Consider the following 26,758-nt stretch of genomic DNA (forward strand, 5'->3'; position numbering starts at 1 on the left):
AGAACTTCAAGCAATAGCCACACGCTAGGGGTAGATATTTGAGATAGTCAAGTTTCTGCGGATAGGCTGGCTGTCATGGCAGAAGCCCCCCGCGTCGACACGGCCCAGCTGATGGAGCTGCTCTCGGTGTCGCTCGGCGTCTACTACGGCGACTTCACCGTCGCGGCGGCGAGTGAGAACCTGACAGCGAGCCAGGGCAAGGCGCTGACCGTGCTGCGCCGGGGGCCCGTCGCGATGCGCGCCCTGGCCGAGACCTTGGCCTGTGACGCCTCCAACGTGACCGGGATCATCAACCGGCTGGAAAAACGTGGACTCGTGCGACGGGAGGCCAGCGAATCCGACCGGCGCGTCACCAATCTCGTCATCACACCCGAGGGCGAGCAGGTAACCGACACGATCCGGGCGAAAATGCGCGCCACCCAAGACGGCCTGAACAGGCTCGATGACCAGGACCGGGACCGTTTGTACGCACTGCTGGAACGGGTTTTCGCGTCCCGGCCGGTCAGCCGATCGGACTCACCTACGCCGGTCGCGGATCACCGCTGCCCGGCCCCTCCGCGCCGGTGACCACCAGCCTGTTCGCCGCTTGCCCCCGGGCGAGGTCATCACGAGCCGGACCGGGGAGCGTCGGTAGGCGGAAACATACTCGCGTAACGAGGCGTCCATAAGTACCTCACCTGAGACCTGCGGTTCGATCCAGACGCTCGGCGCCGCTCAGGGATCGAGTTGCGGGGGCGATGTGAAGGACACCTTGGTCGAGGTCGAGCATCAGTGCCCCGGAGGTTGCTTGCAGCTTTCTGCGTAACTGATCGGGGATGTAGTCCATGGTGGCGATTCGATCGCGGTAGTTGAGAAAACTGTGGCATCCGATCGCCTTGACTCCCGACCAGCGGATGCTGGCCACAGCGTCCCTCAGGGTCCACAAGGCCTGTTCGGCCGGCTGGATGATATCGATGGCGTCGAGGTGCCGCGACCGGATCTGCCCCGCAAAGAATCTCGCAGCGAAGTGGCGGTAGAGCACATACTCCGAAGCGCCGGTCCACTTCTCGTGCTCTACCGTGGCCAGGAATGCCTCCCAGAACGGTCTCTCGTGCTGATCCTCGACTCGCCGCATCAGGTCCGCGAGTATCTGCCTGTCGAACACCATGTGATGCTGCATCCCGCTGTAGGGGTCGACCGGCTGCCACTCGGCAAGTAACCGAGTCGAGGCGGTGATCGCGGAGTGGCGGTCAGGGATCGCGTGCCGACGGGTGTCGAGGCGCCATTGCAGCGGGTATCCGAACGCCAGACAGGATTTGCCATCGTTTTCGACGAATACGACATCGTCGACGATCGCGTAGTCCGCATCGAGCACCAGGAGGTGTCGGCCCGTGCTCGGCAGGATGCGGAAGCAGTGCAGTTTGAGCAGCTGCTGGAAATACCACGACGAATTGCGGTGATGGCCACCCGATCTCCGCAGGGTCGCCTCGATGGCGGCCGGTGTGGGCGAGACCGCTTCCTCATCGATCCACTGCACCACGTGCTCGGTCCGCACCTGTGCGAGCAGTCGCGCGGACCCGACGACATTCACCGATCGGATCGGATTACGGCAGTGTGCCCTCAGCCCGGTGATACAGGCGTCGAGGCTGAGCAGGTCCTTGGTCGCTACCGGGATCATGACGTCGATTGCCGGTAGGGGCGCAGTGTCGGTGGCCACGTTCACACTCCGTAGGCTGGGTCGGCACTGGTAACCATAGCCAGGATTCGCGCTCGGAAAGCGCCGGAACGCCAGCGATTTTCGTCGCTCTGCGCAGCGGGTCAATCTGCCATCCTGCCGAAAGCGCGCCGCGTTCGACGGCGTTGCGGCCGCGGTAGATGTCGGCGTCGAATGTGAGGGCCCACTCGAGTCCTCGCGCGAGAAGAGCCGTGACCGCGGCGAAGTTCGCACCTTCCGCAGGCTGCTCGACGCTTATGAGAACGCGTAGGCGGGCGGGGCGCAGACGGCGGCCGCACCGACCGGAGCTGACTTCGGACAGAGCTGCCCGACTGGCGTGGCTCATTAGGCTGGCTGGGTGGAGTTCACAACGGATTTGGAGCGTGGTGGGTGGCTGCTGGCGCGTGTCGGCGAACACGGGGCCGGCGGTGTCGCTGGTACCGGCTTCGAGGCTTATGCGCGAATCCTGCACCCGGTCGACGCGACCCGCCGCGACTTCACTGTCACCGACGAGTGGCCCGAGATCGTGGAGGAGGCGATGTGGCCGTGGGCCGAGGTCGCCGTGCGCAACGGCAGAGTGATGCATCCGCTGGTGCAGTGGCGCAACCTCACCGATGGTGAGGACGAAGCGGCGATGTCATTCGATGACGGCTGGAGAGTCGGCCAGACTGTCGAGGGGTGGTTCGACCCGAGCCTGCTGGCCGCGCTCACTGTCCACCTTCGCGCAGCCACCGAGGCACCGGAAGAGGTGACGGCTGGAGTATGGAATGGATTCGGCGAGCTGAACACATCCTCGGGTGCGGTGTTCGTCGCGTCCACCGACGGCGATCCGCAGAACGTCGAGCGCGAGCGAGCTCGAATCGACGCCGAGCTGGCTGGGTCGGTCTCGCCGCAGGTCAGACGGGCGGTCGAGGCAGGGCCTTTCCTGCAGTGGCCGGGACGCGACTTCATGCTGTTCGACACCAGTCTCTCCGAACTCGCCGACCCCAGCTGGGTGCATGCGGCGGGCCTGGGATGGACGACCGACTTCCCCGGAGTGACGCCCCAGCTGCTGTGGCCCGCCGACCACGCATGGGTCGTAGCCAGCGAGATCGACTTCGACTCCACGATCGTCGCCGGCTCACGGGCTTTGATCGACGCGGTTTTGGCCGACGATCGTTTCGAGGCCTTCGAGATCGCCGAGGAATCGGATCTGAGCTGGTACGGCGACACAATCAACCCCGCGCCGAAGCATTGAGATGTCGGCGAGAGCTCGACCAGGGCTTGCAACCGAGGTCCACGACGATCTCGCGAACAGGACGGCAGTACTGATGGAGTCGGCGGCCGCACGCCCCGAGGCGGCTCAGTAGTCCGGGCGAGGAGCAGTGACCGGACGGCGACCGATGATTGCACCCACGCCGACACCCACGGTCCGCTTGCCGAACACACGACCTCCGCGCGCCCAGTCGGGGGCGGAAGGTGTCCTGCAATGAACCGAACGTACCCTGGCCCCTTGAGAACGCCGAGGGTCTCGGTCCTCACTCGAGGCGGTGGTTGGTCGCCCCCGTCCAGCTCGACGTCATGTATCAGGCCGACTGGACACCGATGCCCAAGGACGAGTTCCGGGCCGCGGTCGTCGACCAACTCGCACAGTGTGCGTTGGCGCCCCCTTGGGAACCACCACGGCAAGCCCGGCGATCTGGTGTGGATCGAATCGACGAGCGCGGCACCGGAATCCAGTTCGATTCCGCGAGCGGCGGGTGTCATGTGGCCGAGGCTGTGTAGGTCCGGTGGATATCAAGCGGCGGCGGGTGCGGTCGGGGCGCGCACCAAGGATCGGCGCGGCGGTGGCACAGTGGAGCGGAGGGGGCCCGGTGAGGAGGAACAGAGGATGAGCGGACGTACGCCCAGCCAGTGGGAGGAGATCACTGCTGCTGACCCTGCGCATTCGACGTGGTACGTGGAGCGGTTCCGCGCAATGGCGGCTGAGGGCAGGGATATCGTCGGGGAGGCGCGTATGGTCGACGCGATGCTCGACCGTGGGGGGCGAGTCCTGGATGCGGGGTGCGGGCCGGGACGTGTGGGTGGCTACTTGCATCGAGCTGGTCATGCGGTGGTCGGGGTCGACGTCGATCCGGTGTTGATCGCCGCGGCGGAGCAGGACCACCCCGGGCCGACCTGGGTAGTCGGTGATCTCGCCGAGTTGGACTTGCCGGGACGTGGGATCGCCGCCGACTTCGATGTCGTCGTGTGCGCGGGGAACGTGATGACATTTCTGGCGCCGTCCACCCGGGAGGCGGTGCTGGCCGGGTTCGCCCGCCACCTCGCCCTGACCGGTCGGGTGGTTGTGGGCTTCGGTGCCGATCGCGGTTACGAGTTCGCGCAGTTCTCGGCCGACGCCGAGAACGTCGGACTCACAATGGATTTGCGGCTTTCCACGTGGGACCTACGCCCATTCACCGACGAGTCCGACTTTCTGGTGGCGGTGTTCTCGCGCGCAAGCTGAAAGCTTAAGATCGATTCCGCTGGACAGGATTTCCTCGGCCACGGGCAGCCGGATGACGCGGCCTACGTGCCCGGCACCCGCGCTCGATCGGTGAATTCGCGCTGCGCAGTGTGGATCAGCTCGATCAGTTCGATGTCTATGCCGGTATAGCGAAGATCGCGCGGGCTTGCCGAACACATCGGGAGACCATAGGCACGCGAGAGATCCGGTACCGTCTTGCGGTGCTGCTGAAGCACACGAGGAGGTGGGCTGCATGGGCACTGTGCGGGATCTGCTGTATGCGACGAAACGACGGATGTATCAGGACAACCGGCCGGGGACGCTGGCCCGGGTGCTGAACCGGGCATCGGAATGGATGTATTCGGCGGGTGTGCTGTCCCCGGGCTATGCGATGACCCTGGAAGTGGTCGGTCGGCGCACCGGGCGCCCGGTGAAGCTGCCGATCGTGGTCGCCGAGTACGAGGGACAGCGATACCTGGTGTCGATGCTCGGCCGGGACGCGGGGTGGGTGCGCAACGTCTGCGCGGCTCACGGCCGCGCGTTCCTGCACCGGCGCGGTCGTGAAGCGGTGCAGCTCACCGAGGTGGAAGTGGGGGAGCGGGCGCCGATCCTGCGCCGTTGCCTCGCGGTGGCTCCCGGCGCCCGTCCGCACTTTCCGATCTATCGCACCGCCGCACTCGGTGAGTTCGCGCGGATCGCGGACCGGTACCCGGTCTTCCGGATCGACCCCGCAGGCCAGCTCGGGCCGACGCCAGCTGGCGAAGCTCCTGCGGCTGCGTGATGTGAAGGGAAGAGCTTCGCACACCCCCATGAGGCCTTGCGGCTTGGCGGGACGTTTCCAGGTTCCAGTAGTAGATCCGCGACCGGCTCGGGGGGTGCGGAGGGTGGCTCGCCCAAACATGTCATCAGCGTCGTCCCGGCGGCCGTGGTTCGCGCTAAGTCACCGATGACCCGGCAGGAGGTGGCCGAGGGCCCCTCGCCGGTAGTGCTTCGTGCGGTTACGGCCGAGTCTGTCGATCTTGTCCTTCTGGCTGTTTCAGCTTGGAGGCGAGTACCGCGGCTTGAGTGCGGCGTTCGACACCGAGTTTGCTCAGCAGTCTCGAGACGTAGTTCTTGACGGTCTTCTCTGCCAGGAACATTCGGCCGGCGATCTGCCGGTTGGTCAATCCTTCTGCGAGTAACGCGAGAAGGGTGCGTTCCTGGACGGTGAGGCCGGCGAGCGGGCCGGTCTCCGCTTCGGCACGGAGCTTGGCCGTGAGCGTGGCGGTCGCACGGTTGTCCAGCAGCGATCGACCGTCTCCGACGGCACGGATGGCATCGATGAGTTCGAGGCTCTTGATGTCTTTGACGACGTACCCGCCTGCCCCGGCCAGGATGGCATCGAGCTTGGCCTGTTCGTCGGTGAAGGAGGTGAGGATCAGGCAGCGCAGGCCCGGATCGACCGCGAGTAGTTCGCGGCACAGTTCGATGCCGTTGCCGTCGGGTAATCGCACGTCCAGCACGGCAACGTCGGGGCGGAGCGCGGGAATGCGGGCCAATGCTTGCGAGTAGCCGCCCGCTTCGCCGACGACATCCAGGTCGGGCTCGAGGTCGACGAGGTCCGCAACGCCGCGGCGGACGATCTCGTGGTCGTCGACCAGGAACACCTTGATCATGGACAACCCCTTCGTATGGTCACCCACAGGTTACGGAGTCCCTGGCCGGCGTATCTGGAAGTTGGAACCTCGGATGGGGACCGAGGTCTCTTGACAGATGCCTTCGACGCCATCGGATCCGATGACGTCGCGATCGTGGTGCGTGCAGGCGTAGCCGCCGATGTCAGTGCGCGCACGTTGCGAAGGCAACGGCTATTACCACGGCATGTCTCGAGATGTCACTTCGTCGAATACCGCGAAACCTGTGATATTCGTTACGCCCAAAGGGCTGCGACCGTTCGACGATGGAGGGGCTCGATGAAACCGCATTACGCGTATCGGTGGGTCAACAATCACGGGTTGATCCGCCTGTTCAACACGATGCTGCTCCGTCGTGGTGATCTGTTCGCTCGGTTGATCGGCAGCGCGGAGGGTATCGAGAATCCGTACGCTCTGATCGAGGAAATGCGCGGAGAGGGCGGATTGCACCGCACCCTTCCGGTGTGGACCACCTTCGATCATCATATGGTCCGGGAGATTTTGCGCGACAACCGTTTCGGTGTCGGTATACCGACCGTGTTCGGTATACCGCAGCCCTTGTCGCGCGCGCTGGAGCGTCGGCCCCTCCCACCGAATCCGGTGGATCCGCCGTCGATGCTGGTGCTCGACGAGGCCGAGCACGCCCGGATGCGCAAACCGGTCACTGCGGCCTTCACCCCGCGTGCCGTCGCCCGGCTGCGCGACAGGATCGAGTCGGTCACCGAGGAACTGCTCGCGGCGCTGCCCGACGACGGCCCCACCGATCTGGTGGGGCGGTACGCGGCACAGGTGCCCATCGCCATCATCTCCGAAATGCTCGGCTTCCCGGACTCCGATCGCGAGATGTTCCTGCGCTGGGGCGACGACATCAGTCCGTTGCTCGACCTCGGGATCTCCTGGCGAACGCACCAGCGGGCGATGGAATCGTCGGAGCGGGTGTACCGGTATCTCCTCGAGCACGTGGAGCGACTCCGCGCCGAACCCGGCGACGATATTCTCAGCAGCCTGGTCGCCGCGGGCGATCTGTCCACCTACGAGCTGTGCGCGTCGGCGACCCTGCTGATGGCCGCGGGTTTCGAGACCACGGTGAACCTGATCGGCAAGGGCATCGTCTGGCTGCTGCGCCACCCCGATCAGGTGGACCGGTTGCGCGCCGAGCCAGAACTCTGGCCCAATGCGGTCGAGGAGATCCTGCGGATCGATCCGCCGGTGCAAACCACCGCTCGCACCACCCGGACAGCGCTGGAGATCGGCGGTACCCGGTTGCGCGCGGGGTCGACCGTGGTGCTGTCGCTGGCCGGCGCGAACCGCGACCCCGCCGTGTTCACCGACCCTGCTCGTTTCGACATCACCCGGGACAACGCCAAGAATCATCTCTCCTTCAGCAGCGGTGCCCATGTGTGCCTGGGCGCGGCTCTGGCTCGTATGGAAGCGGCGCACGCTCTGCGCGCCCTGTTCGAGGCGTTTCCGGACCTGCGATTGACCGATCCGCCCACCCGACGGCCATTGTTCACCCTGCACGGTTACGAGCACCTTCCCGCCCACACCGGTCCGCGCGTCCGCAGCCACCAGTCCACCGGCTGACCGGCACCTGCGGCGTGTGTTCGCCGACCGGAACAGGGTTCACCGCGTCGGCGCGGACTGCTTTTCGGCCGCTGCGGTGGTCCGACCTCTTCAACTGCGGACACGAGTAGCCGGTCGGGCTCACTCGGCATCCGTTCGAGCGAGCGCTTCATCGGCGAGAGCTACCGCCGCCTCCTCCGGCGCGTAAGTGGCCAGCGCGGCGACGAGGTCACGGATATCGTTGCGAATCCACGGGGGCAGCTGCGCGTGGCGGGCGATGTCGAGTTCGTTGGCGATGGTCAGGACGGCGAAATCACGGAGTTCGGTTCCTTCGATCGTCTTCGATCCGCCGGTGAATCTATCGATCACGGGCAAGGGCCGTCGGCCGAGCTCGCGGTAGGTGCGCGAGCGATCGCATGCGCCGTAGAGGTACACCAGCGCCGCCGCGTCAGGGCCGATGACGTGGCACAGCTGTTGGTCATCCGTGGTCGGCAGCAGGGCGTGCCGGAACCCGTCGGTGCCGTATGACGCGTGACAGATCGACGCCAGGCGGGTTCGTGGCGCCGCGTTCCATTCGACGGTGAGGGCGTGCACCCGGCGAAGGTGCTCGAAAAGGGTCCCGCCTGGGTGATCGATCCGTTCGGCGCCGAGCGTGCGCTGCAGCTCGAACGCGCGACGGACGACGTCGTCGGTACCGAGCCACCTGGTGGCGTGCGTGGAGACGATGCGGGCGAGTTCCCCGGGGGCGTCGCGAGCGACGAGATGCCCGGCGTCCGGTACGCGGGTAACGGTGACGCGTCTGTTGGCCGTGCGTAGCCGGTCCACGTCGGCGTCGCCGAGCGGGGAATGCCGCCCTCCCCGCACGAGCAGGATGGGCAGGTCCGATGCCGCGATGATCGCGTGGAGCTCGGAGCGGGACGCGAGAATGTCATCGGTGAGCTGGGTGTTGCGCGCGAGTAGCCCGTGGTCGTCGAGCCAGCGGCGGGCCCGATCCGCATCGACATCAGGAACGACGTCCACGAGCACGAGGCCGGCGACGCGCTGCGCGACGGACCGCTCCGCGAGGGCGGTGACGGCGGCGAACCCGCCGAGGGAGGCGCCCACCACGACGATCGGCGCCGGTTCGCGAGCCACCATCTCGATCACGTCATCGGCGATCGCCCGCAAAGTGGTCGCCCGCCCGGAACTCTCGCCGTGGCCGCGTAGATCGAAGGCCACCGTCCGCAGTCCGCACTCGGTCATCCCCTCCGCGACCGGTGCCCAGACGTCGCGACGCTCTTCGCCCGCGTGAAGCAACAGGACCGTGGGCCCCGTGCCGGTCACCGTGGCTCGAAGTGTTACGTCGTGCAGCTCGAGGCTCATGTCTGTCATCGCCGATCCACCTCCTGGCCGAATTCCCCGCTCAGCTCTGCGATTTCGAACATCTACATGCCCCTCCGATCTACCTTGAGATGTCCAGGTAACGGTACGCGGTAGAACCTTGGCAAGTCAAGGTAAGATTCCGGCCGTGACCAACCCGAGAACGCGCAGATCACCGGATGAAGCCCGCCGGTTGATCCTCGATGCCGCGGCTTCGCTGCTGAGCGAGGGAGGCGTCGCCGCTGTACAGGTGCGCGCGGTAGCAGCGCGGGTCGGGATGACCGACGCCGGCGTCACGCATCACTTCGGCAATCGCGAGAAGCTGCTCGCCGAACTCCTTCGTCACGGTGGACGCCGGCTTCGGGCCGCGCTGCAAGACGTCATCGCCGCATGGCTGGAGCACGGCACCGATCTCCTCGACCTCATCGAGTCCCTCGGGACCGTGTATCGGGGCGGCTATGGCGAACTCGCGGTGGCGCTGCACGCGGCGGGATGGCGCGACCGTGGCGCCGGCATGCTCGACCCGGTCGTCGACGCTCTCCATCGGAGTCGGCCCCCCGGAAGTTCTCTCGACGAGACACGACTCGCGGTCGCGGCCCTTCACCAGGCGATGGCAACCGAGCCCCTCTACGGCAGCGACTTCCGTCGGAGCGCCGGCATCACCGGCGCCGCAGCACAAGACTCGACCGCTCAGCTGCGCTGGTGGGCCAGTCAGCTCCAACGCGCGCTCGACATCGAACCGGCGCGCCGTTGACCGGAGAGGCGGTCAGCGCCCCTCGGTATCGGCAGTGCGCACCGATTGCCGGTGAACTGGGATCAACAAGAAAGCATGACCGCGCTCGCGACGCCCGCAGCAACATGCCTCCGGCCTGCTCAGGGCACCCCGCTGGAGGCGGCATGCCGGATCATCGTCCTGGAAGACCAGCTCGCCGAAGCCCTCGAATTCTCCCGACAAGACCCACCCGCACGGACCCCGACAGCTGAACCTCACCAGCCCCCACACCGGGCGCCGAGTTCGGCCCACACTGTTTTGCCGCCGCCGTGATAGTTCACACCCCAGCATGTGGCCAGTTCATCGACCAGGATCAACCCGCGCCCGCCGGTGTGATCAGGTTCGCGGATGCGTGCCGGCGCGCGTGAGCCGTCGTCGGCCTCCACACGAAACCAGCCGCGACCAGCCCTGATCAACCGGCACCCGCGCGGGGCGCTGGCATGCACGACAGCGTTGGCGGCCAACTCGTCACACACCTGCACCGCGTCCTCGACGCCGATACCAGTGGCATGCTCGAGCAGGCGCCGCACCGCGGCCCGTACCTGCCCCAATGAGACGGCCTCGAGATCCAACTCCACAACAACGCCGTCCACGCGGTCACCGGTACGCGCCGGAACCAGTGTCGAAACGCCCACCCTGCACCCCCTCCTTCCACTCGTCCAGTACCGGCCTCCACACGGACGGCCCTACTCGGCGACGACATACCCCCACCGCACCCCGCGAAAACCACGCACCCCACACTCACCGGAGCATCAACGAGGTGTCGCAAACAATCCTTTCGCGACACCTCCGCCGTGCGACCCCGCCGGTTCCGTGAACCCTGAGGTCGACACTCGGATTCGAACCTCAGCCTGGCGGCCCAGCCCTGGCCGAAAGCGAGAAACCTCACCCGATGAGTGCGAACCGCCCATCACAGGCTATTGTCGATCAAGTGCGTGACAAGTCACGCCAAGCGTCGTAGATCGCATTCGCTTCGCAACCAGCGCTTGCCGCATCCGCTCTTCTTACGGCGATCGATTTTGCCCATCGGCAATCTCGCCATTTCGTGCCCCGGCGCGGACCCGGAAGGTCCACAGACGGCTCGGGCACCACCTGATGTCCGAAAGGCACCGCAACACCTATGAGTTCTGCTGACATCACTTTCGCCGCGCTCGGTGTGAGCGCACCGCTGGTGAAGGCGTTGACTCGCGCCGGGATCACCGAACCTTTTCCGATCCAGACCGACACCCTGCCCGATTCCCTGGCCGGACGCGACGTGCTGGGCCGTGGCCGGACCGGCAGCGGCAAGACGCTCGCCTTCGCCATCCCGATGGTCGACCGTCTCGGCGGTGGTCTCGCCGGTAGGCGCGCACCGAGCCGCCCGACCGGCCTGGTGCTGGCGCCGACTCGGGAATTGGCCAGCCAGATCACGGCCGCGCTGGAACCCCTCGCCGCGGCCTATCGCATGACCGTCACCACGATCTTCGGTGGGGTCCCGCAGAACCGGCAGGTCCGGGCGCTGCGCGCCGGTGTCGACATTGTCGTCGCCTGCCCCGGCCGGCTCGAGGATCTGATGAACCAACGTCTGATCTCCCTGGATGCCGTCGAGGTCACCGTTATCGATGAGGCCGATCACATGGCCGACCTCGGGTTCCTGCCAGGCGTGACCCGCATTCTCGCGGCCACCCCGAACGACGGTCAGCGCTTGCTGTTCTCGGCCACCCTGGACAACGGCGTCAACAAGCTGGTCAGCCGCTTCCTGCCGGATGCGAAGCTGCATTCCGTCGATGAGGCGAACTCCCCGGTCGCCGCCATGACCCATCACGTTTTCGAAACCTCGAGCGTCGAAGCCAAGCGCGAGGTCGTACACCGGCTCGCCTCGGGCTCCGGTCGGCGAATCCTGTTCATGCGCACCAAACATCAGGCTCGCAAACTGGCCAAGCAACTGACCCTCGCCGGAATTCCGGCCGTCGATCTGCACGGCAACCTCTCGCAGGGCGCCCGCGACCGCAACCTCGCGGTCTTCGCCGCCGGTGATGCCCTCGTGCTGGTGGCGACCGATGTGGCCGCGCGCGGCGTGCACGTCGACGGTGTCGAACTGGTCGTGCACGTTGATCCGCCCGCCGAACACAAGGCGTACCTGCACCGGTCGGGCCGTACGGCGCGGGCCGGCAACTCCGGTGAAGTGATCACCCTGGTGCTGCCCGGTGAACGACGCGACCTGGCCGACCTCATGCGCAAGGCCAAGATCACTGTGACCCCGCAGCGAGTCACCGCCGATTCGCCCGTGGTGGCCGAGCTCGTCGGCACGGTTGCCCCCTTCGTCGCGCCCTCCTACAGCGAGCGGGCGGCACGTGAAGACGACCGCCGCAGCAGCGGACCGTACCGTAGCAGTGGCGGACCGCGCAGGGGCAGTGGCGGAACGCGCCAAGGCAGCGGCCGTGGCAACGGCAGTGCGGCGCAAGGTCGGTCGCGTGCCAAGCCGCGCGGTTACTCCCCGCGCGGAACGGCCGCATAGGGCCCGTTTTTCGGTCGCTCCACCAGGCAGGCCGAGATCGCCGGGTCGCTGAGCATCACCGCTGAGCTACCGGGCATCGAATGCTGGTGAATGTGGCCGATGACGCCGGTACCGGCGGGCAACCCATCGAGCGCGAGGCAGTCGCGCCCGATGGGTTGCCGTGCGATTGCGTAGCCGCGAAATCCGGACGTGGCCAAGAGGGACACGCCGGGACATGACGCTTGGACATGACGTCGAACGCATCGTGCGCAGCAGGTCAGGGCAGGTGACGGACTCGCAGCCAAGTACCTCATCGATTCGGGCAACGCCCCCGCCCGACGCGATCTCGCCGAATCGCTGCACCGAATCACCGACACGGCTCGGTGAGCCGGCGGATCACCGAGCCGATCACCCGCTGCCCAACTACCCCGCGACTCGTCCCCGGGCCGGTCCAGGTGGGTGGTCACTGATGGAGACCGCCGCGAGCGAGCCAGACCCGACGCCGCGGGTCGAGCCGGAGCGTAGGGCGATAGCCGTACGGCAGCACCGATCGCATGACCCGGCAAGCTGGGTGCCGGTCCATAGCGGCTAAATTCGGATTGTGAGCGAAATCATCTATCCTGTTGCGGTTTTCATAGTGAAGGCCGGTCAGCGCGTATTGCGCCTGCGGACTCGGATAGTCGATGAATCACACCTGCCCCGTGTCGGAGGTGCGGTGGTGGCCAGCAATCACGTGTCGTATTTGGACCCCTTCGCTATCGCGCTTGCTGCGGACAAGAGGAGCCGGGTGGCCAGGTTCCTGTCGACGCAGGAGCATTTCGACCATCGTATATATGGCGCTGCGATGCGCAGGATGCGGCACATCGCAGTCGGTTCCGGCGGTGATGGCGAGGCCTACCGCGCCGCGACCGCCGCGCTCGACGCAGGGGAGCTCATCGGGGTGTTTCCGGAAGCGACGATCGCACGATCTTTCACCGTCCAGCGGTTGCGGACGGGAGCGGCACGGTTGGCGGCAGGATGCGGGGTGCCGCTGGTGCCGGTGGCTGTATGGGGCACGCAGCGGCTGTGGACCACGCGCCACCGCGAGCTCGCTCAGCGGGGTCTGCCGCTCACGGTGATCGTGGGTGAGCCGACGTTTCCCGCCGCTGACGACGACCCGGACTACGTCACCATCCAGTTGCGTGACCGTATGAAGGAACTTTTGGACCGGGCACAGCGGGAATACCCCCAGTCCGGGACGGGACAGTGGTGGCAACCCCGCCATCTCGGCGGATCCGCACCCACCCCTGCCGAGGCTGTGGCCCTGGACGCCGCGGAGAATGCCGCACGCGATCGGCGCGAAGCGTGATATCCCAAACCCCCGTCGAGTGTCTCGGCGCGCCGGATTCGCCATGGGTCTTCGTGCACGCGCATCCTGACGACGAATCACTGTTGACGGCGGGAACGATGCGCAGGGTCAGCGAGGCCGGACGGCGCACGGTCGTCGTGTTCGCGACCGATGGCGCCGCAGGACTTGCGGACTCGCCACCAGGTCTGCAGCTCGCAGCGCGTCGCGAGGGGGAGGCATTGGCATCAGCCGCAGTCCTGGGATGCGACCGGGTGGAATTCCTCGGGTACGCGGATTCCGGACTCGACGGTCACGTGCCAGGGGGCTTCTGCAGCGTACCTGTCGCCCAGGCGGCCGACCGGCTTGCTGCACTTTTGATCGAGGAGCGGGCCGGGGTGGTCACTTCCTATGACGCATCCGGAGGTTACGGACATCCCGATCATGTGCAGGTTCATCGGGTGGTTGCGGCGGCGGCGCGGCAGGCCGCCACACCGTTGTTGCTGGAGGCGACAGTCGATCGCGATCAGTTACTGAGGGTACTGCGCTTGGTACACGCTGTCGGATTGTTGCCCGCGGGGGTAGCGATGGATCGGTTCAGCGCGAGCTTTGTCCCCGGCGCGGACATCACCCACCGGGTCGACGTGCGACGGCATGCGAGCGTCAAGCGCGCCAGCATGATGGCCCATGCCAGCCAGGCGGGTGGCGGTGACGGCGTGCGCACCCTGCGCTTGTTGCAGCGGCTGCCGATGCCGCTGTTTCGACGGATCTGCGGCACGGAATGGTTTGTCCAGCGTGATTTTTGACCTCCGGATAGAGAGAGACCTGTCCGTTCCGATGCCGGATGGTGAACGCCTGCTCGCCGACCGGTACTACCGTGCGTCCAGTGCACCCGGACCGACCATCCTGGTGCGATCCCCTATGGGACGTCGGCCGCTCGGCGTCATCTACGGACTGTACTTCGCGTGCGCGGGATTTCAGGTGGTGGTGCAGGGCGGCCGCTCGGCCGAGGATGTGTTGCCGCTGAGCACCGAGCGTTCCGACGGGTTGGCGACGATCGAGTGGCTTCGAGGTCAGGTGTGGTTCGACGGACGGTTGGCGTTGCATGGAATGAGCGCGATGGGGTTCGCGCACTGGGCCATTGCGGCCGATATACCCGAATTGCGGGCTGTTTCAGTTCATGTCGCGTCCTCATCGGTGGCCGACACGATCTTCATCGGCGGTTCGACTGCGCTGGAGTCCGTGCTGATCTGGTGTTCGAATCACAGCTTCATCACCGCGCTGCGGGCGCCCCGTCGGGCGCGCCGGGCGATCGCGTCGGGCCGCCCGGCCGCGGAGTTGGATGTGCTGACCGGTGGTCGAACGGTCTCCTTCTATCAAGCCGTGATCGCCGACATCGGGGCGGGCAGCCCGTTGCGGGAACTTCTCGATCACGGTCGCGCACCCGCGAAGTGCGCCGGAACCCCGGTGCATCTGGTCGGCGGCTGGTACGACATCTTCCTGCCGGGCCTCGTTCGCGACTATGCCGCATTGAGTGCGGCTGGTGGTACGCCGCGACTCACCATCGGACCATGGGGGCATTACAACCTCCGCCAGTTCGTCGTCGCGAATCGTGAAGCCCTGCAGTGGTTCCACACCCACCTGCGTGGAGGTGAGAATCGCTTGTCTCGCAGGCCCGTTCGCCTGTTCGTCACCGGACTCCGGCGCTGGCGCGAATACGCTTCCTGGCCTCCACCTGGAACCAGTCCCGTACGATGGCACTTGCGTGAGTTCGGACGGCTGTCGCGTGTGTCCGCTGAGCAGGCCGGTAGCGATCATTTCCGATACGACCCTGCGGACCCCACGCCCGCTCCCCGTGGTCCCGTGATCGTCGGGTTCTCTCGGCCACAGGACTGTCGGCAGATCGAAAGTCGGACCGACCTTCTGACCTACACCAGCGACCCGCTCGGCGCACCGCTCGAGATCATCGGAACGGTGGTCGCCGAGCTTCGGTTGCGCATAGCCCCCGCACACCCGCAGTGCGGGCGTGGCGTTTGCGATGTCGTCGTGCGCGTGTGCGACGTTCATCCCGATGGGCGATCTCTCAACATCTGCGAAGGCGTTCGGCGGGTCGAGCCACACACCGATGAGGACGACATCCGGGTCGAGTTGTGGCCGATCGCGCACCGGTTCGCCATTGGACATCAACTCCGCGTGCAGGTGTGCGGAGGGGCGGTTCCGCGCTACATGCGGCAGCCGGACCCGACCGCCTACGAGCTCATTCGCGAGCCCAGCGGTCTTTCGTCGGTGATTCTGCCGACGGTCCCCACCGGTCTCGGAACGTGCTGAGGGCGACGGCCTCGTTACGGCCGGACCTGTTCACTGTGTGGTGCAGCGCGCCTACGAACGCGCCCGCCGCCTCGATCGGCACCCCGCGTACCGGTATCACCAACCGCGGTACACCCCGGCGCGCCAGGTGCCCGGAGATCCACACGTCGTCCTGCCATCGCATTTCCGGCGGCCAGCCGTCGAAATCGTGGACATCGTCGTCCAGCGCCCCGGGCGGGATCAGATATCCCCACATACCCATCAGCACATCGACTGGGGTGGCCTCGGACACCGCGGTTCCGCATACGTGTCCGAAGTATCGTGGGTCGCGATCGAACCGCACACTTGATCCCCGCACTCCCACAGCGGCCTTCGGCTCCATGCGATGCGCCGCGAGCAGATCCGCGACGAACGTTTCCGGATAGATCGCGTCATCGTCGGCCACCACGATGACCGCGTCCGGCTCGGCCAGCAGCGTGGGCAACAGTTTTGTCGCTGGGCCCAGATCCGTACACCGCAGCACCTCCACACCAGATGGCAGTGCCGGCGGTTGCGGGTAGGGGTCACCCGTGCGTAGCGAGTGCAGCGGCCAGGTGAGTACAACTCGATCGGCGGGTTCGGTCTGGTCGAGCAAGCTGCGCAGCACCGGACCCAGGTACCGCACACGGTGCGGCACCGTCGACAACGTGATGATCACGCGCTCGGCGCGGGCAGGCGTCGTGCGCGTCGGCGGATCCTGGTGCAGCAGCCGTACGGCCCGCGCGAGGTCATGCGCAAAACCGCTGATCGTCGTGTTGACGAACCGTTTTCGGAAGTGCTCGACGTTGCTCCACCCGATGCGGGCGACATGTATTGGCGAGATCATCCGAGCGTGTCCTCCCCGTGGGCCGCTGCCATCACGCGCCGTGCGGCATCGTCGTAGCAGGTACGCAGCCGATCCAATACGACAGGCCAACTGAATTCGGCGGGGGGTACGGCTCGATTATGGGCGCTGATGCGTTCCCGCAATGTCCGTCGCCGGCCCAACGATACCAGTGCGGTGACGAGGTCCTCGGTGGAGCGGCCCAGCAAACCCTCACGGCCGTCCTCGACAAAATCTGCGACGCCGGTGCCGGATCGAGCGATCACTGGAACACCGGCCGTGCGGGCCTCCAGGGTTGCCAACCCGAAGGCCTCGCGACGTGTGACATTCAGGTACACGTCCGCCGACGCCAAGATCTCGCGCACCACCCGATGATCCTGCGAACCCACCAAGTGCACCCACTCGGCCATGCCATGCCTGCGCATATAGCGGAGCATCGCACCGCGGCGCGGTCCCGAGCCGACAATCGTGGCGCGCACGCGCACCTCACCGGCCAGCCGGTCCTGCGCCAGCCGCAGCACCTCGAGCAGCGTCAACGGTTGCCTGCGCGTGGCCAGCCTGCCCACCGAAACGACATGCAGATCGGTGCCACCCGCGGACGGCGCCCTCCACAGATCAGTTGCCACCGCGTTGGGCACTACGACGGGGGTACTGGACAACGCGCGCCCGACCTGGTCGGCGACGACTGTACTCACCGCCGTGAACACCATGCCGTCGTGCCAGCCGGCCAGCCGCCCGATCACGCTGTAGCAGGCCCGGACCGGGGGATCCCACATGCTGTGCACCGTGATCACGAGCGGGATACACGACCGAAGCGCGTGGTGCGCGGAATACAGCGCCAGCGGTGACGCCACACTCACGTGTATGTGCACGACACTGGGCCGCAGGCGCCGAAGTATGCTGCGCACGTCGGTCATTCGGCGTGGTCGATGAACGCGGAACGGCAGATCCGAGTCGCTGCCGCCGACGGTCGCGGTGATGACGTGAACTTCCTCGCCGACAGCGGCCTGTGCGCGAGCCAGGGACTCGACCAGCACCTCGATGCCCCCGACCCGGGGCGCGAAAACATCGGTCAGATGCACTATCAACGTCGGCCCCTGCGCCACGGTAAGTCCCCCTGGATGTCATCAACCTTCGGAAGAATAGATCTGGCGTGCAAGCAATGTCGGAACTGAACGCATAATCCTCGGCATGGATGAGATGCGGATCATCACCGAGGACGGCGTCGGACTGCATGTCGAACTCGACGGAGACCCGGCCGGTCCGCACACCCTCCTCTTCGTCAACGGTATCAATACCGGCTTGATCTATTGGGGCCGTCAGCGCGCGACTCTCGCCGACCTGGGTCGCATGGTGCTGTTCGACCACCGTGGGCACGGCCGCTCCGACGAACCGGCGACCGGCCGGGCCACGGTCTCGCAGCTAGGGCGTGACATCGGAACGGTCATCGACGCTATCGCCTCCGAGCGTCCGGTAGTGATCATCGCACACTCGCTGGGAGGGATGGCGGTGTCCGCCTTGGCCGAACAGCGTCCGGAGCTGTTCGGCCGCCTGGTGGCCGGAGTCGCACTCCTGGACTGCGTTCACCGAAGGTGGGGTGCAATCGCCTTGCGTCTGCCTGATTTCGTCGTCGGTCCCGTGGTGCGCGTGCTGTGGTGGGCGATACCCCCGTTGCGTCGCCTGCTCACCGACACCAGCGAACGCCGACACCCTGAACTCGCCGGACGTCGGACTGCGCCGAGCGGGTGCACGCCGTTCGTCTCGCTCCATCGCGCCCGCAGGCTCATTGCTTCCCTGCGAACGATGACGTTGCTGTCATTGCTGGCCGATGTGTCGACCTGTGACCACAGCGCTGGTTCGTCGGCTCTCGGGCGCGCACAGGTCCTGGTCATCGCGGGCGCCGAAGACCGCATGATCCCGTTACGGCACAAGGTGCGCGCCGCCGCCCGGATACCCGGTGCTGAACTGGTGATCGTGGCCGATGCCGGTCACCTCAGCTCGATTGTCAAACCAGCCGACGTCGATGGGCATCTGCGCGCCTTCATCAGCGCACTACCGGTCCCGCGCGTACAGAGGAACCGTCGAGGGGGAGAGGACGATCGCGAGCGTGCCGATCCGCGACCGATGCTCACCGAAGGCGGCGCTGTTCCCCAACCAGACCCGCAATCATGAAGAGATTCCTGAGTCGACCAGCACCGGACTGATAAGCCCCAGGTCGCTATTCGAGTTATCGCCCGAGGAGCGGCTAGGTGCGGTAGCTCTCCTTCGCGCCGGATTTCGTGATTTCGGACTGAGCCGACGGAAAACAGTGCAAGCGCACGACTCCGGCCGGCCGGTATCGCACTGGCGCAGGTGTGCCGAGATTCAACAGTCCGCGCGTGCGGATGGACAGTGGTGAGCGGGTCGACGGTCGCTCGAGTCTCGCGCGTGGCTGTTGTGTAGCGGGCGGCGATTCTGGTGACGGCGGCTGCAAGTTCCGGTGCTCGTTCGGTGCCGAGGTGGAAGTCGAGGTCCATCGCGGCGAGGTATGCCGCGAGCAGCAACCCACCAGCTGTCGGCGTCGTGGCCTACCCCCGCGCAGCCGCGTTGGGGCTGATGTGCAGAAAGCCGCAGTGAATCCTTTCGGGTCGTTGGCGTCTCTTATGGCCGGCACGACCACTCAGCCGGGTGAGCAGCACGCGGAACGCAGTTCGAAGGCATCCGGCTGGTCTCACCGCAGCACCGCCTCGACCCCGCCCGTCCGGAACCACAAGGGAGCCGACATGTCCGCTTTTCACCCGCCGCAGCCGACAACGGCAACACCCGACCGCGGGCCGACGCCCCGCCGGGGCCGGCTCGCCTCGCGACACCCGACACCGACCCTGGCCGTCGTGACGGCCCTGGCCGCCGGCATGGTGCTGATCGCTCCCGCCGCTGCTGGCGCCGCCCCCACGGCCGGTCGGCCCGCTCACACCGAAATCGACTCGGCTGATCACCTCGACCTGTCACCGTCGTTGACAGCACCCACCCACGTCGTCACCGTCGCTGGATTGCCGATCGCCTACCGCAGCTTCGGACACGGACCAACTCTCCTGCTGACCCCATGTCTCGGATTCAGCATGGACGACTGGGACCCGGCGCTGCTCGACCGACTGGCCGCGACCAACCACGTCGTCATCTTCGACTCCGACGGCGTGGGACGGACCCCAGCCGGGTCGTCGGCCGTTTCGACCGTCCCGCAACTCTCGGATCAGGCCACCGGCCTGATCCGGGCTCTGCACCTGAACCGCCCCACCGTTGTCGGCTACTCCCTCGGAGGATTCGTTGCGCAACGCATGGCTGTGGACCATCCCGATGACGTCGGGGCGCTGATCCTGATGGGTACCGGCCCCGGTGGATCACAGCAGGTGCTGCCCGACCTGCCCAGTCTGGTCCGGGCATACCTGCATTCGACCCGCTTGTGCCTGCCGACCAAGTCATCCCGCTGTACTTCAGCGGCCACCCCGATGCTCTGGCCGCGTGGAGTCGACGAACAGCTCTGCGCCACAACCGGGTCGGCGTGAACCTGACCGGCCTCAACCGTCAACGCGCCGCGATGACCGGCTGGCTCTTCGACCCCACCACCAACGTCGTCAGCAGCCTGCCCGCCCTGCGGCTGCCCACCCTCATCTTGGGCGCTGAAAACGACGAGCAAGAACCTGCCGCCAACTCCAGCGTGCTACACAGCTACATCAACGGTTCGGAATTGCTGATCTACCCCGGGCTCGGTCACGCGTTCCCCTTCGAAGCACCAGAGCGCGTCGCGAAAGACATCGCCCGGTTTGCTCGGTAGCAGCCCCACCAGCGGCGGCATGAGCATCGGGCTCACAGCGCAGTGCCGCATGACGCCGCCCTCCGGATGTAGCCAGGCCCGGCTCCGCGAAGGTGCCGCCGTGTCCACCCCTCCGTGACGGCGGCCTGCTCGAGAACCGTGGCGTCGTCCCGCAACTGATGCGGGCGGACGACCTCGAGCAGGCCGCCACCCTGTACGCCGAGGCGTCCCGCGCCGTCACCGTTGCACCTGAGCGCGACCACCTCCCCGACGCGGCAGTCGCTGCGTTCCTGAACCCGGTCGCGGCAGAGCCACATTCGACCTGGCAGTCCCTGACGAGACGCTGCGCTGTCGATGCGGGGATCGGCAGTGGCTCAGCGGATATCGCTCTACGCTGAGCGCATGGTCACCATCATCGGCGGAGGAATCGCAGGGACGGCTCTCGCCGGAGCCCTTGGCGGCGAGGGCATTCCGGCCCGGGTATACGAATCTCAGCCATCGGTCGGCGCCGGTGCATTCCTGGTGCTGGACGACCGTGCGCACGCCGCGCTCACCGGCCTCGGCGTGCCCGCCGACCGGCTGGACGAGGTCGCTCATCCAGTGGATGCACTTCGGGTCGAATACCAGCCGCGCGAAGCGCGTTTCGGGCCGAGCCGTGGTCATCGGCTGTACCTGCGCGCCGAACTCATGTCGGTGCTGACCGAATTCGCCGCCGCTACAGCGGCGGAATTCCATTACGGCACTGCGGTCACCGATGTCGACCAGGGTGTGCTCTACAGCGGCGCTACCCGGCTGCCTACCGACGACGTCGTCATCGCGGCCGACGGCATCGACTCCCTCGCCCGCCGCCGGATCGAACCGGAGCGAACACCCGAGTACGCCGGGCAGATTGTGTTCTACGGCCGTACCGAGCGTGCCCAAGCGTTGCGCACCAAGAGCACGGTGCTGCATTTCGACGGCCGGATCGATGCGGACGGCCGCCCGGCGGGCGTGTTCGGCCACTTCTGGGACGAAGGACTTTCCGTTTGGTTCGCCAGAGTCACCCGCCCGCCTCTTCCCGTCGAGAACATCGGCTTCCATCTGGTAGCGGAGTGGGCGGAACTCATTCGAACGGTCGCCCCGGGCGTCTCCGACGTGGTAGATCTTCTGTTGGCCGAGACGGAGACCGTGCATGTCTCCAATGCGCGCAACGTCCCCTTCGCCGCCGCCGCTGCTCCACGGCTTCCGGTGGTCCTGTGTGGCGACGCCGATCACGCCATCACACCCGCTGAAGGAGTCGGGGCGCGGGACGCGATCGAGGACGCGGCAGCCATCTTTCGCGCGCTGTCCACCGGCTCCTCCCCCGCGGATGCGATGGCGGCCCGGCGGCGCCAGATCGCCGCCGATCGGCAACGGGTCGTTCCGCCCGATCGCCGCACCGAGAACTAGACATCCTCGCCGCTCTCGTCCGCGTTCTGCGGCGGATTCACACCCTTTCGGCTGGGGTACGGCGCTGGAGGCGCGGCCGCCACGACTGCCGCGGCCGGTCTGCCGAGGTCAGTTCCGCTTCAGAGTGCCGACATTCAGCGACCCGCTCGCAGCTGTCGGCAGCTTCCTCTCCGCCGCCCGGACATAGCTGACGGGATCTTTGTCGACGGGCTCGACGCCTGCGTAGTTCCGCGCCTCGTAAGCGGCGAAGGCGACGGCCAACCGATGGCGGCTCGACAATCCGGCCAGCCTGCGGAAGTCGGTGAGTCCCTCGCGTTCTTCCTCGGCCATGTGATCACTGTTGGCCGAGTTCGCCGCCGCGACGGCGGCGTACCAGTCCTCGGTGCCGGCCTGATGACGCGCCACTTCGGCGATCGCGTCCCTGATCTCGTTGTGGTCGCCGATAGCGTCGAGTGTCTCGTCTTCCACCCCGCCCGCGCGCCGGGCCGCGATGCCCGCCTGCAGCAGTGCGGGGTAGAAGATCTCCTCCTCCGCCTGCGCGTGCAGCTCGAGGAAGGCCGCCAGCCTGCTCCAGACCGCGGAGAGCGCGTCGGTCTCCGTGGGCTCGATCTGCTCCAGGATCGCGAACAGCCGCCGCTGCTCGTGGTGGTCATCGAGGATCAGCTCGGTAATGTCCATAATTCCTCCCCTGATACGTACTTCAGGTCAGTACTGAACGCCTGGGCCGACCGACGCTCGAGGCGGATTGCATGTCCCTCAGGGAGCCTGACGATAATCCATCGGGGAGCCGTGGCGCCGCTGACGCACCGCCGAGCTCAATTGCCGCGATTCACCAGCAGGAGACCGACCGCATTCCGCACTCCGACCGCCGATACTGTTGAATCGCCGCAGCGATCGAGAGGGCGGGGCAGGACTGCTGGCCGCTTCTACGCTGGACCGGTTCTAGGGGCCACCGCGATATGGCTGACACTGGTGTCGGCACCGGCCATGGCCGGATTCGCCGTACCCGTCGACACCGAGACGCTGGTGTTCTTCGAATTCGCCCCAGGCGGAGCCCGCAGTGAATGCCGCAGCGGCAAATTCCCGGGCGAGCCGGATGAATTCAGATGCGACAATGACAGATGCGTTCAGAAACAATGGCTGTGCGACGGCGACGACGACTGTGGCGACGGATCCGACGAACGTAACTGTCAGTAGAACACCCTCCGCCGGGCGGCGGGCTGTCCGGCGCCGGTGGCTTACGCATCCGCGCCGAGATCGTCGACTCCGTTCACCGCTGGCGGTTCCGACCAGCCGAGGCCAGCAGCGCGACAGCCCGACGCTGACCGAGCGCCACGCTCTGCGGTGGGTTGCCGGGCGCGCACCTCAACTTATTCGGGACTCCACCCGCTACAACAAGCCTTCAGGACCAGCGGGCCCAGGCGCACCACGGATTTCCAGTGCCGAAGAGACCTGCTGCGGAACTAACCTCGTACTGTGACCACGGATCTACACCGGGCGGCACTGATCACCGAAACCGACGCGCTCGCAGAACTTCTGCGCGAGGCTGATCCCGCAACCACGATTCCCACATGTCCGGGCTGGACACTGGCCGACCTCACCACCCACGTCGGACGGGCCCAGCGATGGGCGGCGGCGATGATCACCGATCGATCCACCGTGGAGCTCGACACCAGAGCCGTACCCGAGGGAGCACGGCCCGCCGACCCGCGGGCAGCGGCACGATGGCTGTCGGAAGGCGCCAGACTCGTCCTCGCCGCCGTCGACAGTACCGGCGCACATGTCGAGGTCTGGACCACCCTGGGAACACCACGCCCGGTCGGCTGGTGGATTCGCCGCCTCACCCACGAGGCCGTCGCGCACCACGCGGACGCACTACTGGCCCTCGGGCGACCGGTTTCGATCGAACCCGCCGTGGCTGCCGATGCCATCAGCGAATGGCTCGACCTGCTGAGGGTCGGACTCACCCGGCGCGCGGAAACCGTCCTGCCCGGCGGCGCCACATTGCACCTGCGCGCCACGGACCAGGGACTCGGTTCCGACGGCGAATGGTTCATCCGTCCCTCGGGTCCTTCGATCGCCTGGGAACACGCCTCCACGAAGGCGACCGTCGCCGTGCGGGCACGCGCCGCCACCCTCCTGCTCGTCCTGCTCGGACGAATTCGGCCCGACGGCCCCGGAGTCGAAATTCACGGCGATCCCAGCACCCTGATCCGGTGGCTCGAACGAACTCCGTTCTGACAGTCGCGACTCGCACCGTGCACAGGGCCGTTCCGATACGGCTCGGAATGATTGCTGCCGCCGTCACGGCAATACGAGCGGTGCGACGCACTCCATGCGGAAGGCCGGCGCGTCCTGATCGAGGGTGAGTCGCGCGGGGATCTCCTTTGCATGCCGGACACGCTCGCTCATTCACGGCCCCTACCTGTTTCGAACGAAATACATCATGCGGTGCCCGGTGCGTGGCGACGCGGGTTCGGTGTATTCGCGGGACACGCAGCCCCCGCGGTTGTCGCGCAGCTCGGTCCGTGCCGGCTTGTAGCATGGACTCCTCGGTCAGCATCACAGTCGCGAGGAGACGATGCCCGATACGACACCAGTGCCCGACCGGCGCCGACTCGCGCCGTGAACGCCATGCATCCGACCGCACAGTCGTCTGGACCGTCCGGCTCCACTGCCAGGCCGCGGAAGTCGGTGCGGATGGCGTGGTGGGGCGACAGCCTGATCGAGGCCTGCGAAGCGTACAACCCTCGTCTCTCCGACCCAGCAGACCTCCCGGAGGTCGGAAGCATGGTGGCGGTCACCCAGTGGCGACACCGTGGCTTCGCCCACGCCGTCACCATCACCTTGCAAACCCGTCACCCGTCGCTCGATATCGAGTCGGTGAACTTCGCGGTCGGCGGAGCGACCTCATCTGACGTCCTCGCCGAAGTCCGGGCCACCGATCCCGGCCAAGGGTGGCAGGTAGCGGTCGTCGGCTGCGGCACCAACGACGTCTGGCTGCGTTTTCAGCAGCGACCCGAAGGCGTGCCGATCGACGCGTATGAGGCCAATTTGCGGGCAGCCCTGCAAGCGCTCGAACCGCACGCACAGACGCGGGCGGTGATCGCGGCGCCGCCGATCGGGTGGCTGCCCGGCATCGACACCGACAGGGTCAACGGCGAACTCGCCCGATACAACGAACGTGCGCGCCAGGTAGCTTTCGATGCCGACGCGTGCTTCATCGACGTGTGGGACCGGTTCATGACGACGGGATCGGCGTTGGGGTGGGTAGCCGGTGTTGCTGCGGCAGCCGCAACACCGGCCTCGCTGTGGCGTGCCGACGGAGTGCACCTCTCCGATCTCGGTGATCATCTCGTCGCCGAGGAAATCGTCCGCTGCCTCACCGAGGCGGCCGTCATCGACCACGCGCTCACGACCGACTCGACCCGCATCACACCGGAGCGAGAATGACGTCAGCGACCCTCAACCCACCGGGAACGATCGAACACTCCGAATCGAACCCTGATCCGAAAGGCCGGGTGGAGCACAGTGAGTGAATCACGGGCAGATGTGTTCGACGACAAGCTCGGCGAGTTCCAGCGGTGGCAAGCCAGTCCATGGGGCCGGCTGCGGTACACGACCGCGGCCGCGAACCTGACCACCCACCTACCTGTGGGGTCGTTGGAGGTTTTGGACGTGGGCGGCGGTAACGGGCTCGACGCGCTGGAACTGGCCGCCCGGGGCCATCGCGTCACTATCGCCGACATCTCCGAGCAGTCCCTCGCCGAGGCGCGCGCCGCGGCCGCGCAACGCGGCCTCGCCGACCGTGTCACCACCCGCCAGGCCGGCTTGGACACCCTAGGTCACGAGTTCGGTTCGAGCCGCTTCGATGTTCTGCTGTGCCACAACGTGATCCAGTACCTGCCCGACCTGGTAGGGGTGATCGCAACACTCGCGGTACCCCTGCGGGTAGACGGAGTGCTGTCGGTGATCGCGCCGAACGCCGACGCCGATCCACTGCTCACCGCGGTACGAAGCCTGGATCTGGATGCGGCGTTGCGGATGCTGGACGCCCCTACCCGCTACAGCGTCGCCTACCGAGCCGAAACCCGCGCTTGCTATCCCGAGCACGTCAAAGCCGACTTGGTGGCCGCCGGATTCGATGTCCTCGCCCATCTCGGGATCCGGAACGTTTGCGACTACATCGTCGACGACGAACGCAAGTCCGATCCCGAGTTCTACCGCAAGCTCGAACGCCTCGAACTGGCGCTGGCCCACCGCGTCCCCTACATTCACACGGCCCGCTTCTTCCACCTCATCGCCCAGCGCCCAGCCCCACAGTGACGTATCTGGCGCGGATCTCACGGGCGGGAGCCAATTTCCGCATCTATCAGTGAATCCCGGGGGATGACAGAGAAACCCTCTGGTGAACTGAACGCCGGCCGATCAGGAACGCGATCTCGGAATAGCGGTTCACGCGTTCGACGATGCCCTTGGACTCGGGGTCGAACGGCTTGCACTGCATATTCCGGGTGGCTGGCGTCCCGGTGAAAGCCACCACCCCCTGCCAGGTATCCGCGCTTACCGACCCCTGATTCGTTGTCTTACACAGCCTGCGTGGGACCTTGCCCAACTGCCTCGCCTGGTGGCAGCTGGCCGCCTTTTTGGACGACGGATCAGCGGCGGATACAGTCGAAATCGATAGGGATCGCAGGAGGGTATCGCTCATGTCCGTGAACATTCACCTCTCGCTGTACGTCGAAAAGCTCTCCTCTCCAGCGGAAGCCGACAACATCGAGGTGGCTGTGGAGGGGGTGTTGAAGGAGCACGGGATCGACTCGTGGATGCAGGTGAGCGTCTTTCACAACCCGCCCTGGGTAAAGGCATCCAGCGAGAATGGCCCGATCATCGTCCGCGGGTTCGGCGAGTGGAGCAAGATCTTCGAACGCGACGTCACAGATGTCATTCGCGGTATCGCGCCTGAGGCGGACATCGATCTGGAATGGGGATATCCGGACCAGGACTGAACCGCTATTCGGTGCGC

26 protein-coding genes are annotated in these 26,758 nt (G+C 66.5%); 18 read left to right on the forward strand and 8 right to left on the reverse strand.

Annotated elements, in window-relative coordinates:
* The first annotated feature begins 75 nt into the window (after positions 1-75).
* Entirely contained in the window at positions 76-567 is a 492-nt protein-coding gene (locus ABZ420_RS08850) for a MarR family transcriptional regulator (protein WP_357119096.1), read from the forward strand.
* 106 nt (positions 568-673) lie between these two features.
* On the opposite strand, the gene ABZ420_RS08855 is transcribed toward ABZ420_RS08850, so the two are convergent.
* Positions 674-1,702, reverse strand: coding sequence for a DUF6492 family protein (locus tag ABZ420_RS08855; protein ID WP_357119099.1), 1,029 nt, complete (start codon positions 1,700-1,702; stop codon positions 674-676).
* A gap of 349 nt (positions 1,703-2,051) precedes the next feature.
* On the opposite strand from ABZ420_RS08855, the gene ABZ420_RS08860 reads away from it, so the two are divergent.
* The 3 genes from ABZ420_RS08860 to ABZ420_RS08870 all read left to right on the forward strand — a co-directional run bounded on the left by ABZ420_RS08860 (position 2,052) and on the right by ABZ420_RS08870 (position 4,959).
* Positions 2,052-2,930: a hypothetical protein gene (locus ABZ420_RS08860; RefSeq protein ID WP_357119102.1), complete on the forward strand. Its 879-nt coding sequence runs from the start codon at positions 2,052-2,054 to the stop codon at positions 2,928-2,930.
* A 633-nt stretch (positions 2,931-3,563) separates the two neighbouring features.
* Positions 3,564-4,178, forward strand: coding sequence for a class I SAM-dependent methyltransferase (locus ABZ420_RS08865; protein WP_357119105.1), 615 nt, complete (start codon positions 3,564-3,566; stop codon positions 4,176-4,178).
* Positions 4,179-4,431: 253 nt separating this feature from the next.
* The gene (locus ABZ420_RS08870) at positions 4,432-4,959 is read left to right on the forward strand and encodes a nitroreductase/quinone reductase family protein (RefSeq protein ID WP_357119108.1); all 528 of its coding nucleotides are present in this window, start codon (positions 4,432-4,434) and stop codon (positions 4,957-4,959) included.
* A gap of 217 nt (positions 4,960-5,176) precedes the next feature.
* On the opposite strand, the gene ABZ420_RS08875 is transcribed toward ABZ420_RS08870, so the two are convergent.
* The gene (locus ABZ420_RS08875; protein ID WP_357119111.1) at positions 5,177-5,833 is read right to left on the reverse strand and encodes a response regulator transcription factor; all 657 of its coding nucleotides are present in this window, start codon (positions 5,831-5,833) and stop codon (positions 5,177-5,179) included.
* Between the two features lie 297 nt (positions 5,834-6,130).
* Between ABZ420_RS08875 and ABZ420_RS08880 the strand changes: the two genes are divergently transcribed.
* Positions 6,131-7,435 (forward strand): cytochrome P450, encoded by a 1,305-nt coding sequence (locus ABZ420_RS08880; RefSeq protein ID WP_357119114.1) that lies wholly within the window; start codon positions 6,131-6,133, stop codon positions 7,433-7,435.
* A gap of 120 nt (positions 7,436-7,555) precedes the next feature.
* On the opposite strand, the gene ABZ420_RS08885 is transcribed toward ABZ420_RS08880, so the two are convergent.
* Positions 7,556-8,785 (reverse strand): alpha/beta hydrolase, encoded by a 1,230-nt coding sequence (locus tag ABZ420_RS08885; RefSeq protein ID WP_357119117.1) that lies wholly within the window; start codon positions 8,783-8,785, stop codon positions 7,556-7,558.
* 181 nt (positions 8,786-8,966) lie between these two features.
* On the opposite strand from ABZ420_RS08885, the gene ABZ420_RS08890 reads away from it, so the two are divergent.
* Positions 8,967-9,527 carry a TetR family transcriptional regulator gene (locus ABZ420_RS08890; RefSeq protein WP_357119120.1) on the forward strand — a complete coding sequence of 187 codons (561 nt, stop codon included), beginning with the start codon at positions 8,967-8,969 and terminating at the stop codon, positions 9,525-9,527.
* 233 nt (positions 9,528-9,760) lie between these two features.
* Here ABZ420_RS08890 and ABZ420_RS08895 read toward each other — a convergent pair whose 3' ends face one another.
* Complete coding sequence (locus ABZ420_RS08895; RefSeq protein ID WP_357119123.1) at positions 9,761-10,180, reverse strand: ATP-binding protein; 420 nt, start codon at positions 10,178-10,180, stop codon at positions 9,761-9,763.
* Between the two features lie 485 nt (positions 10,181-10,665).
* Here ABZ420_RS08895 and ABZ420_RS08900 point away from each other — a divergent pair, with 485 nt between their 5' ends.
* The 4 genes from ABZ420_RS08900 to ABZ420_RS08915 all read left to right on the forward strand — a co-directional run bounded on the left by ABZ420_RS08900 (position 10,666) and on the right by ABZ420_RS08915 (position 15,673).
* Positions 10,666-12,042 carry a DEAD/DEAH box helicase gene (locus ABZ420_RS08900; protein ID WP_357119126.1) on the forward strand — a complete coding sequence of 459 codons (1,377 nt, stop codon included), beginning with the start codon at positions 10,666-10,668 and terminating at the stop codon, positions 12,040-12,042.
* Positions 12,043-12,658: 616 nt separating this feature from the next.
* Positions 12,659-13,369, forward strand: coding sequence for a lysophospholipid acyltransferase family protein (locus ABZ420_RS08905; RefSeq protein WP_357119427.1), 711 nt, complete (start codon positions 12,659-12,661; stop codon positions 13,367-13,369).
* On the forward strand, positions 13,366-14,151 hold the full coding sequence (locus tag ABZ420_RS08910) for a PIG-L family deacetylase (protein WP_357119129.1): 786 nt from the start codon (positions 13,366-13,368) through the stop codon (positions 14,149-14,151). The genes ABZ420_RS08905 and ABZ420_RS08910 overlap by 4 nt, the downstream gene beginning before the upstream one ends.
* 31 nt (positions 14,152-14,182) lie before the next feature.
* The gene (locus ABZ420_RS08915) at positions 14,183-15,673 is read left to right on the forward strand and encodes a CocE/NonD family hydrolase (protein ID WP_357119132.1); all 1,491 of its coding nucleotides are present in this window, start codon (positions 14,183-14,185) and stop codon (positions 15,671-15,673) included.
* On the opposite strand, the gene ABZ420_RS08920 is transcribed toward ABZ420_RS08915, so the two are convergent.
* Positions 15,603-16,517 (reverse strand): hypothetical protein, encoded by a 915-nt coding sequence (locus tag ABZ420_RS08920; protein ID WP_357119135.1) that lies wholly within the window; start codon positions 16,515-16,517, stop codon positions 15,603-15,605. The two genes, ABZ420_RS08915 and ABZ420_RS08920, sit on opposite strands and share 71 nt — an antisense overlap.
* On the reverse strand, positions 16,514-17,596 hold the full coding sequence (locus ABZ420_RS08925; protein ID WP_357119430.1) for a glycosyltransferase family 4 protein: 1,083 nt from the start codon (positions 17,594-17,596) through the stop codon (positions 16,514-16,516). The genes ABZ420_RS08920 and ABZ420_RS08925 overlap by 4 nt, the downstream gene beginning before the upstream one ends.
* A gap of 109 nt (positions 17,597-17,705) precedes the next feature.
* Here ABZ420_RS08925 and ABZ420_RS08930 point away from each other — a divergent pair, with 109 nt between their 5' ends.
* The 4 genes from ABZ420_RS08930 to ABZ420_RS08945 all read left to right on the forward strand — a co-directional run bounded on the left by ABZ420_RS08930 (position 17,706) and on the right by ABZ420_RS08945 (position 21,732).
* The gene (locus ABZ420_RS08930) at positions 17,706-18,686 is read left to right on the forward strand and encodes an alpha/beta fold hydrolase (protein ID WP_357119138.1); all 981 of its coding nucleotides are present in this window, start codon (positions 17,706-17,708) and stop codon (positions 18,684-18,686) included.
* A gap of 698 nt (positions 18,687-19,384) precedes the next feature.
* Complete coding sequence (locus tag ABZ420_RS08935) at positions 19,385-20,056, forward strand: alpha/beta hydrolase (RefSeq protein ID WP_357119141.1); 672 nt, start codon at positions 19,385-19,387, stop codon at positions 20,054-20,056.
* A complete protein-coding gene (locus ABZ420_RS08940) occupies positions 20,053-20,325 on the forward strand; it encodes an alpha/beta hydrolase (RefSeq protein WP_357119144.1) in 273 nt (90 codons plus the stop codon). The genes ABZ420_RS08935 and ABZ420_RS08940 overlap by 4 nt, the downstream gene beginning before the upstream one ends.
* Positions 20,326-20,706: 381 nt before the next feature.
* Positions 20,707-21,732 (forward strand): hypothetical protein, encoded by a 1,026-nt coding sequence (locus ABZ420_RS08945; RefSeq protein ID WP_357119147.1) that lies wholly within the window; start codon positions 20,707-20,709, stop codon positions 21,730-21,732.
* Between the two features lie 108 nt (positions 21,733-21,840).
* Here ABZ420_RS08945 and ABZ420_RS08950 read toward each other — a convergent pair whose 3' ends face one another.
* Entirely contained in the window at positions 21,841-22,410 is a 570-nt protein-coding gene (locus tag ABZ420_RS08950) for a hemerythrin domain-containing protein (protein WP_357119150.1), read from the reverse strand.
* 798 nt (positions 22,411-23,208) lie between these two features.
* Here ABZ420_RS08950 and ABZ420_RS08955 point away from each other — a divergent pair.
* From ABZ420_RS08955 to ABZ420_RS08965, 3 genes are all read left to right on the forward strand, one after another.
* The gene (locus ABZ420_RS08955) at positions 23,209-23,973 is read left to right on the forward strand and encodes a maleylpyruvate isomerase family mycothiol-dependent enzyme (protein WP_357119153.1); all 765 of its coding nucleotides are present in this window, start codon (positions 23,209-23,211) and stop codon (positions 23,971-23,973) included.
* A gap of 549 nt (positions 23,974-24,522) precedes the next feature.
* Positions 24,523-25,185 (forward strand): SGNH/GDSL hydrolase family protein, encoded by a 663-nt coding sequence (locus ABZ420_RS08960; protein WP_357119156.1) that lies wholly within the window; start codon positions 24,523-24,525, stop codon positions 25,183-25,185.
* Positions 25,186-25,263: 78 nt separating this feature from the next.
* Positions 25,264-26,058, forward strand: a complete 795-nt coding sequence (locus ABZ420_RS08965) for a methyltransferase domain-containing protein (RefSeq protein WP_357119159.1) — start codon at positions 25,264-25,266, stop codon at positions 26,056-26,058.
* A gap of 46 nt (positions 26,059-26,104) precedes the next feature.
* Here ABZ420_RS08965 and ABZ420_RS08970 read toward each other — a convergent pair whose 3' ends face one another.
* A complete protein-coding gene (locus ABZ420_RS08970) occupies positions 26,105-26,443 on the reverse strand; it encodes a hypothetical protein (protein ID WP_357119162.1) in 339 nt (112 codons plus the stop codon).
* Between ABZ420_RS08970 and ABZ420_RS08975 the strand changes: the two genes are divergently transcribed.
* Positions 26,442-26,741 carry a hypothetical protein gene (locus ABZ420_RS08975; protein ID WP_357119164.1) on the forward strand — a complete coding sequence of 100 codons (300 nt, stop codon included), beginning with the start codon at positions 26,442-26,444 and terminating at the stop codon, positions 26,739-26,741. The genes ABZ420_RS08970 and ABZ420_RS08975 overlap by 2 nt on opposite strands.
* Positions 26,742-26,758 lie beyond the last annotated feature (17 nt).

The organism is Nocardia sp. NPDC005745 (assembly GCF_040630775.1).
Lineage (GTDB): Bacteria > Actinomycetota > Actinomycetes > Mycobacteriales > Mycobacteriaceae > Nocardia.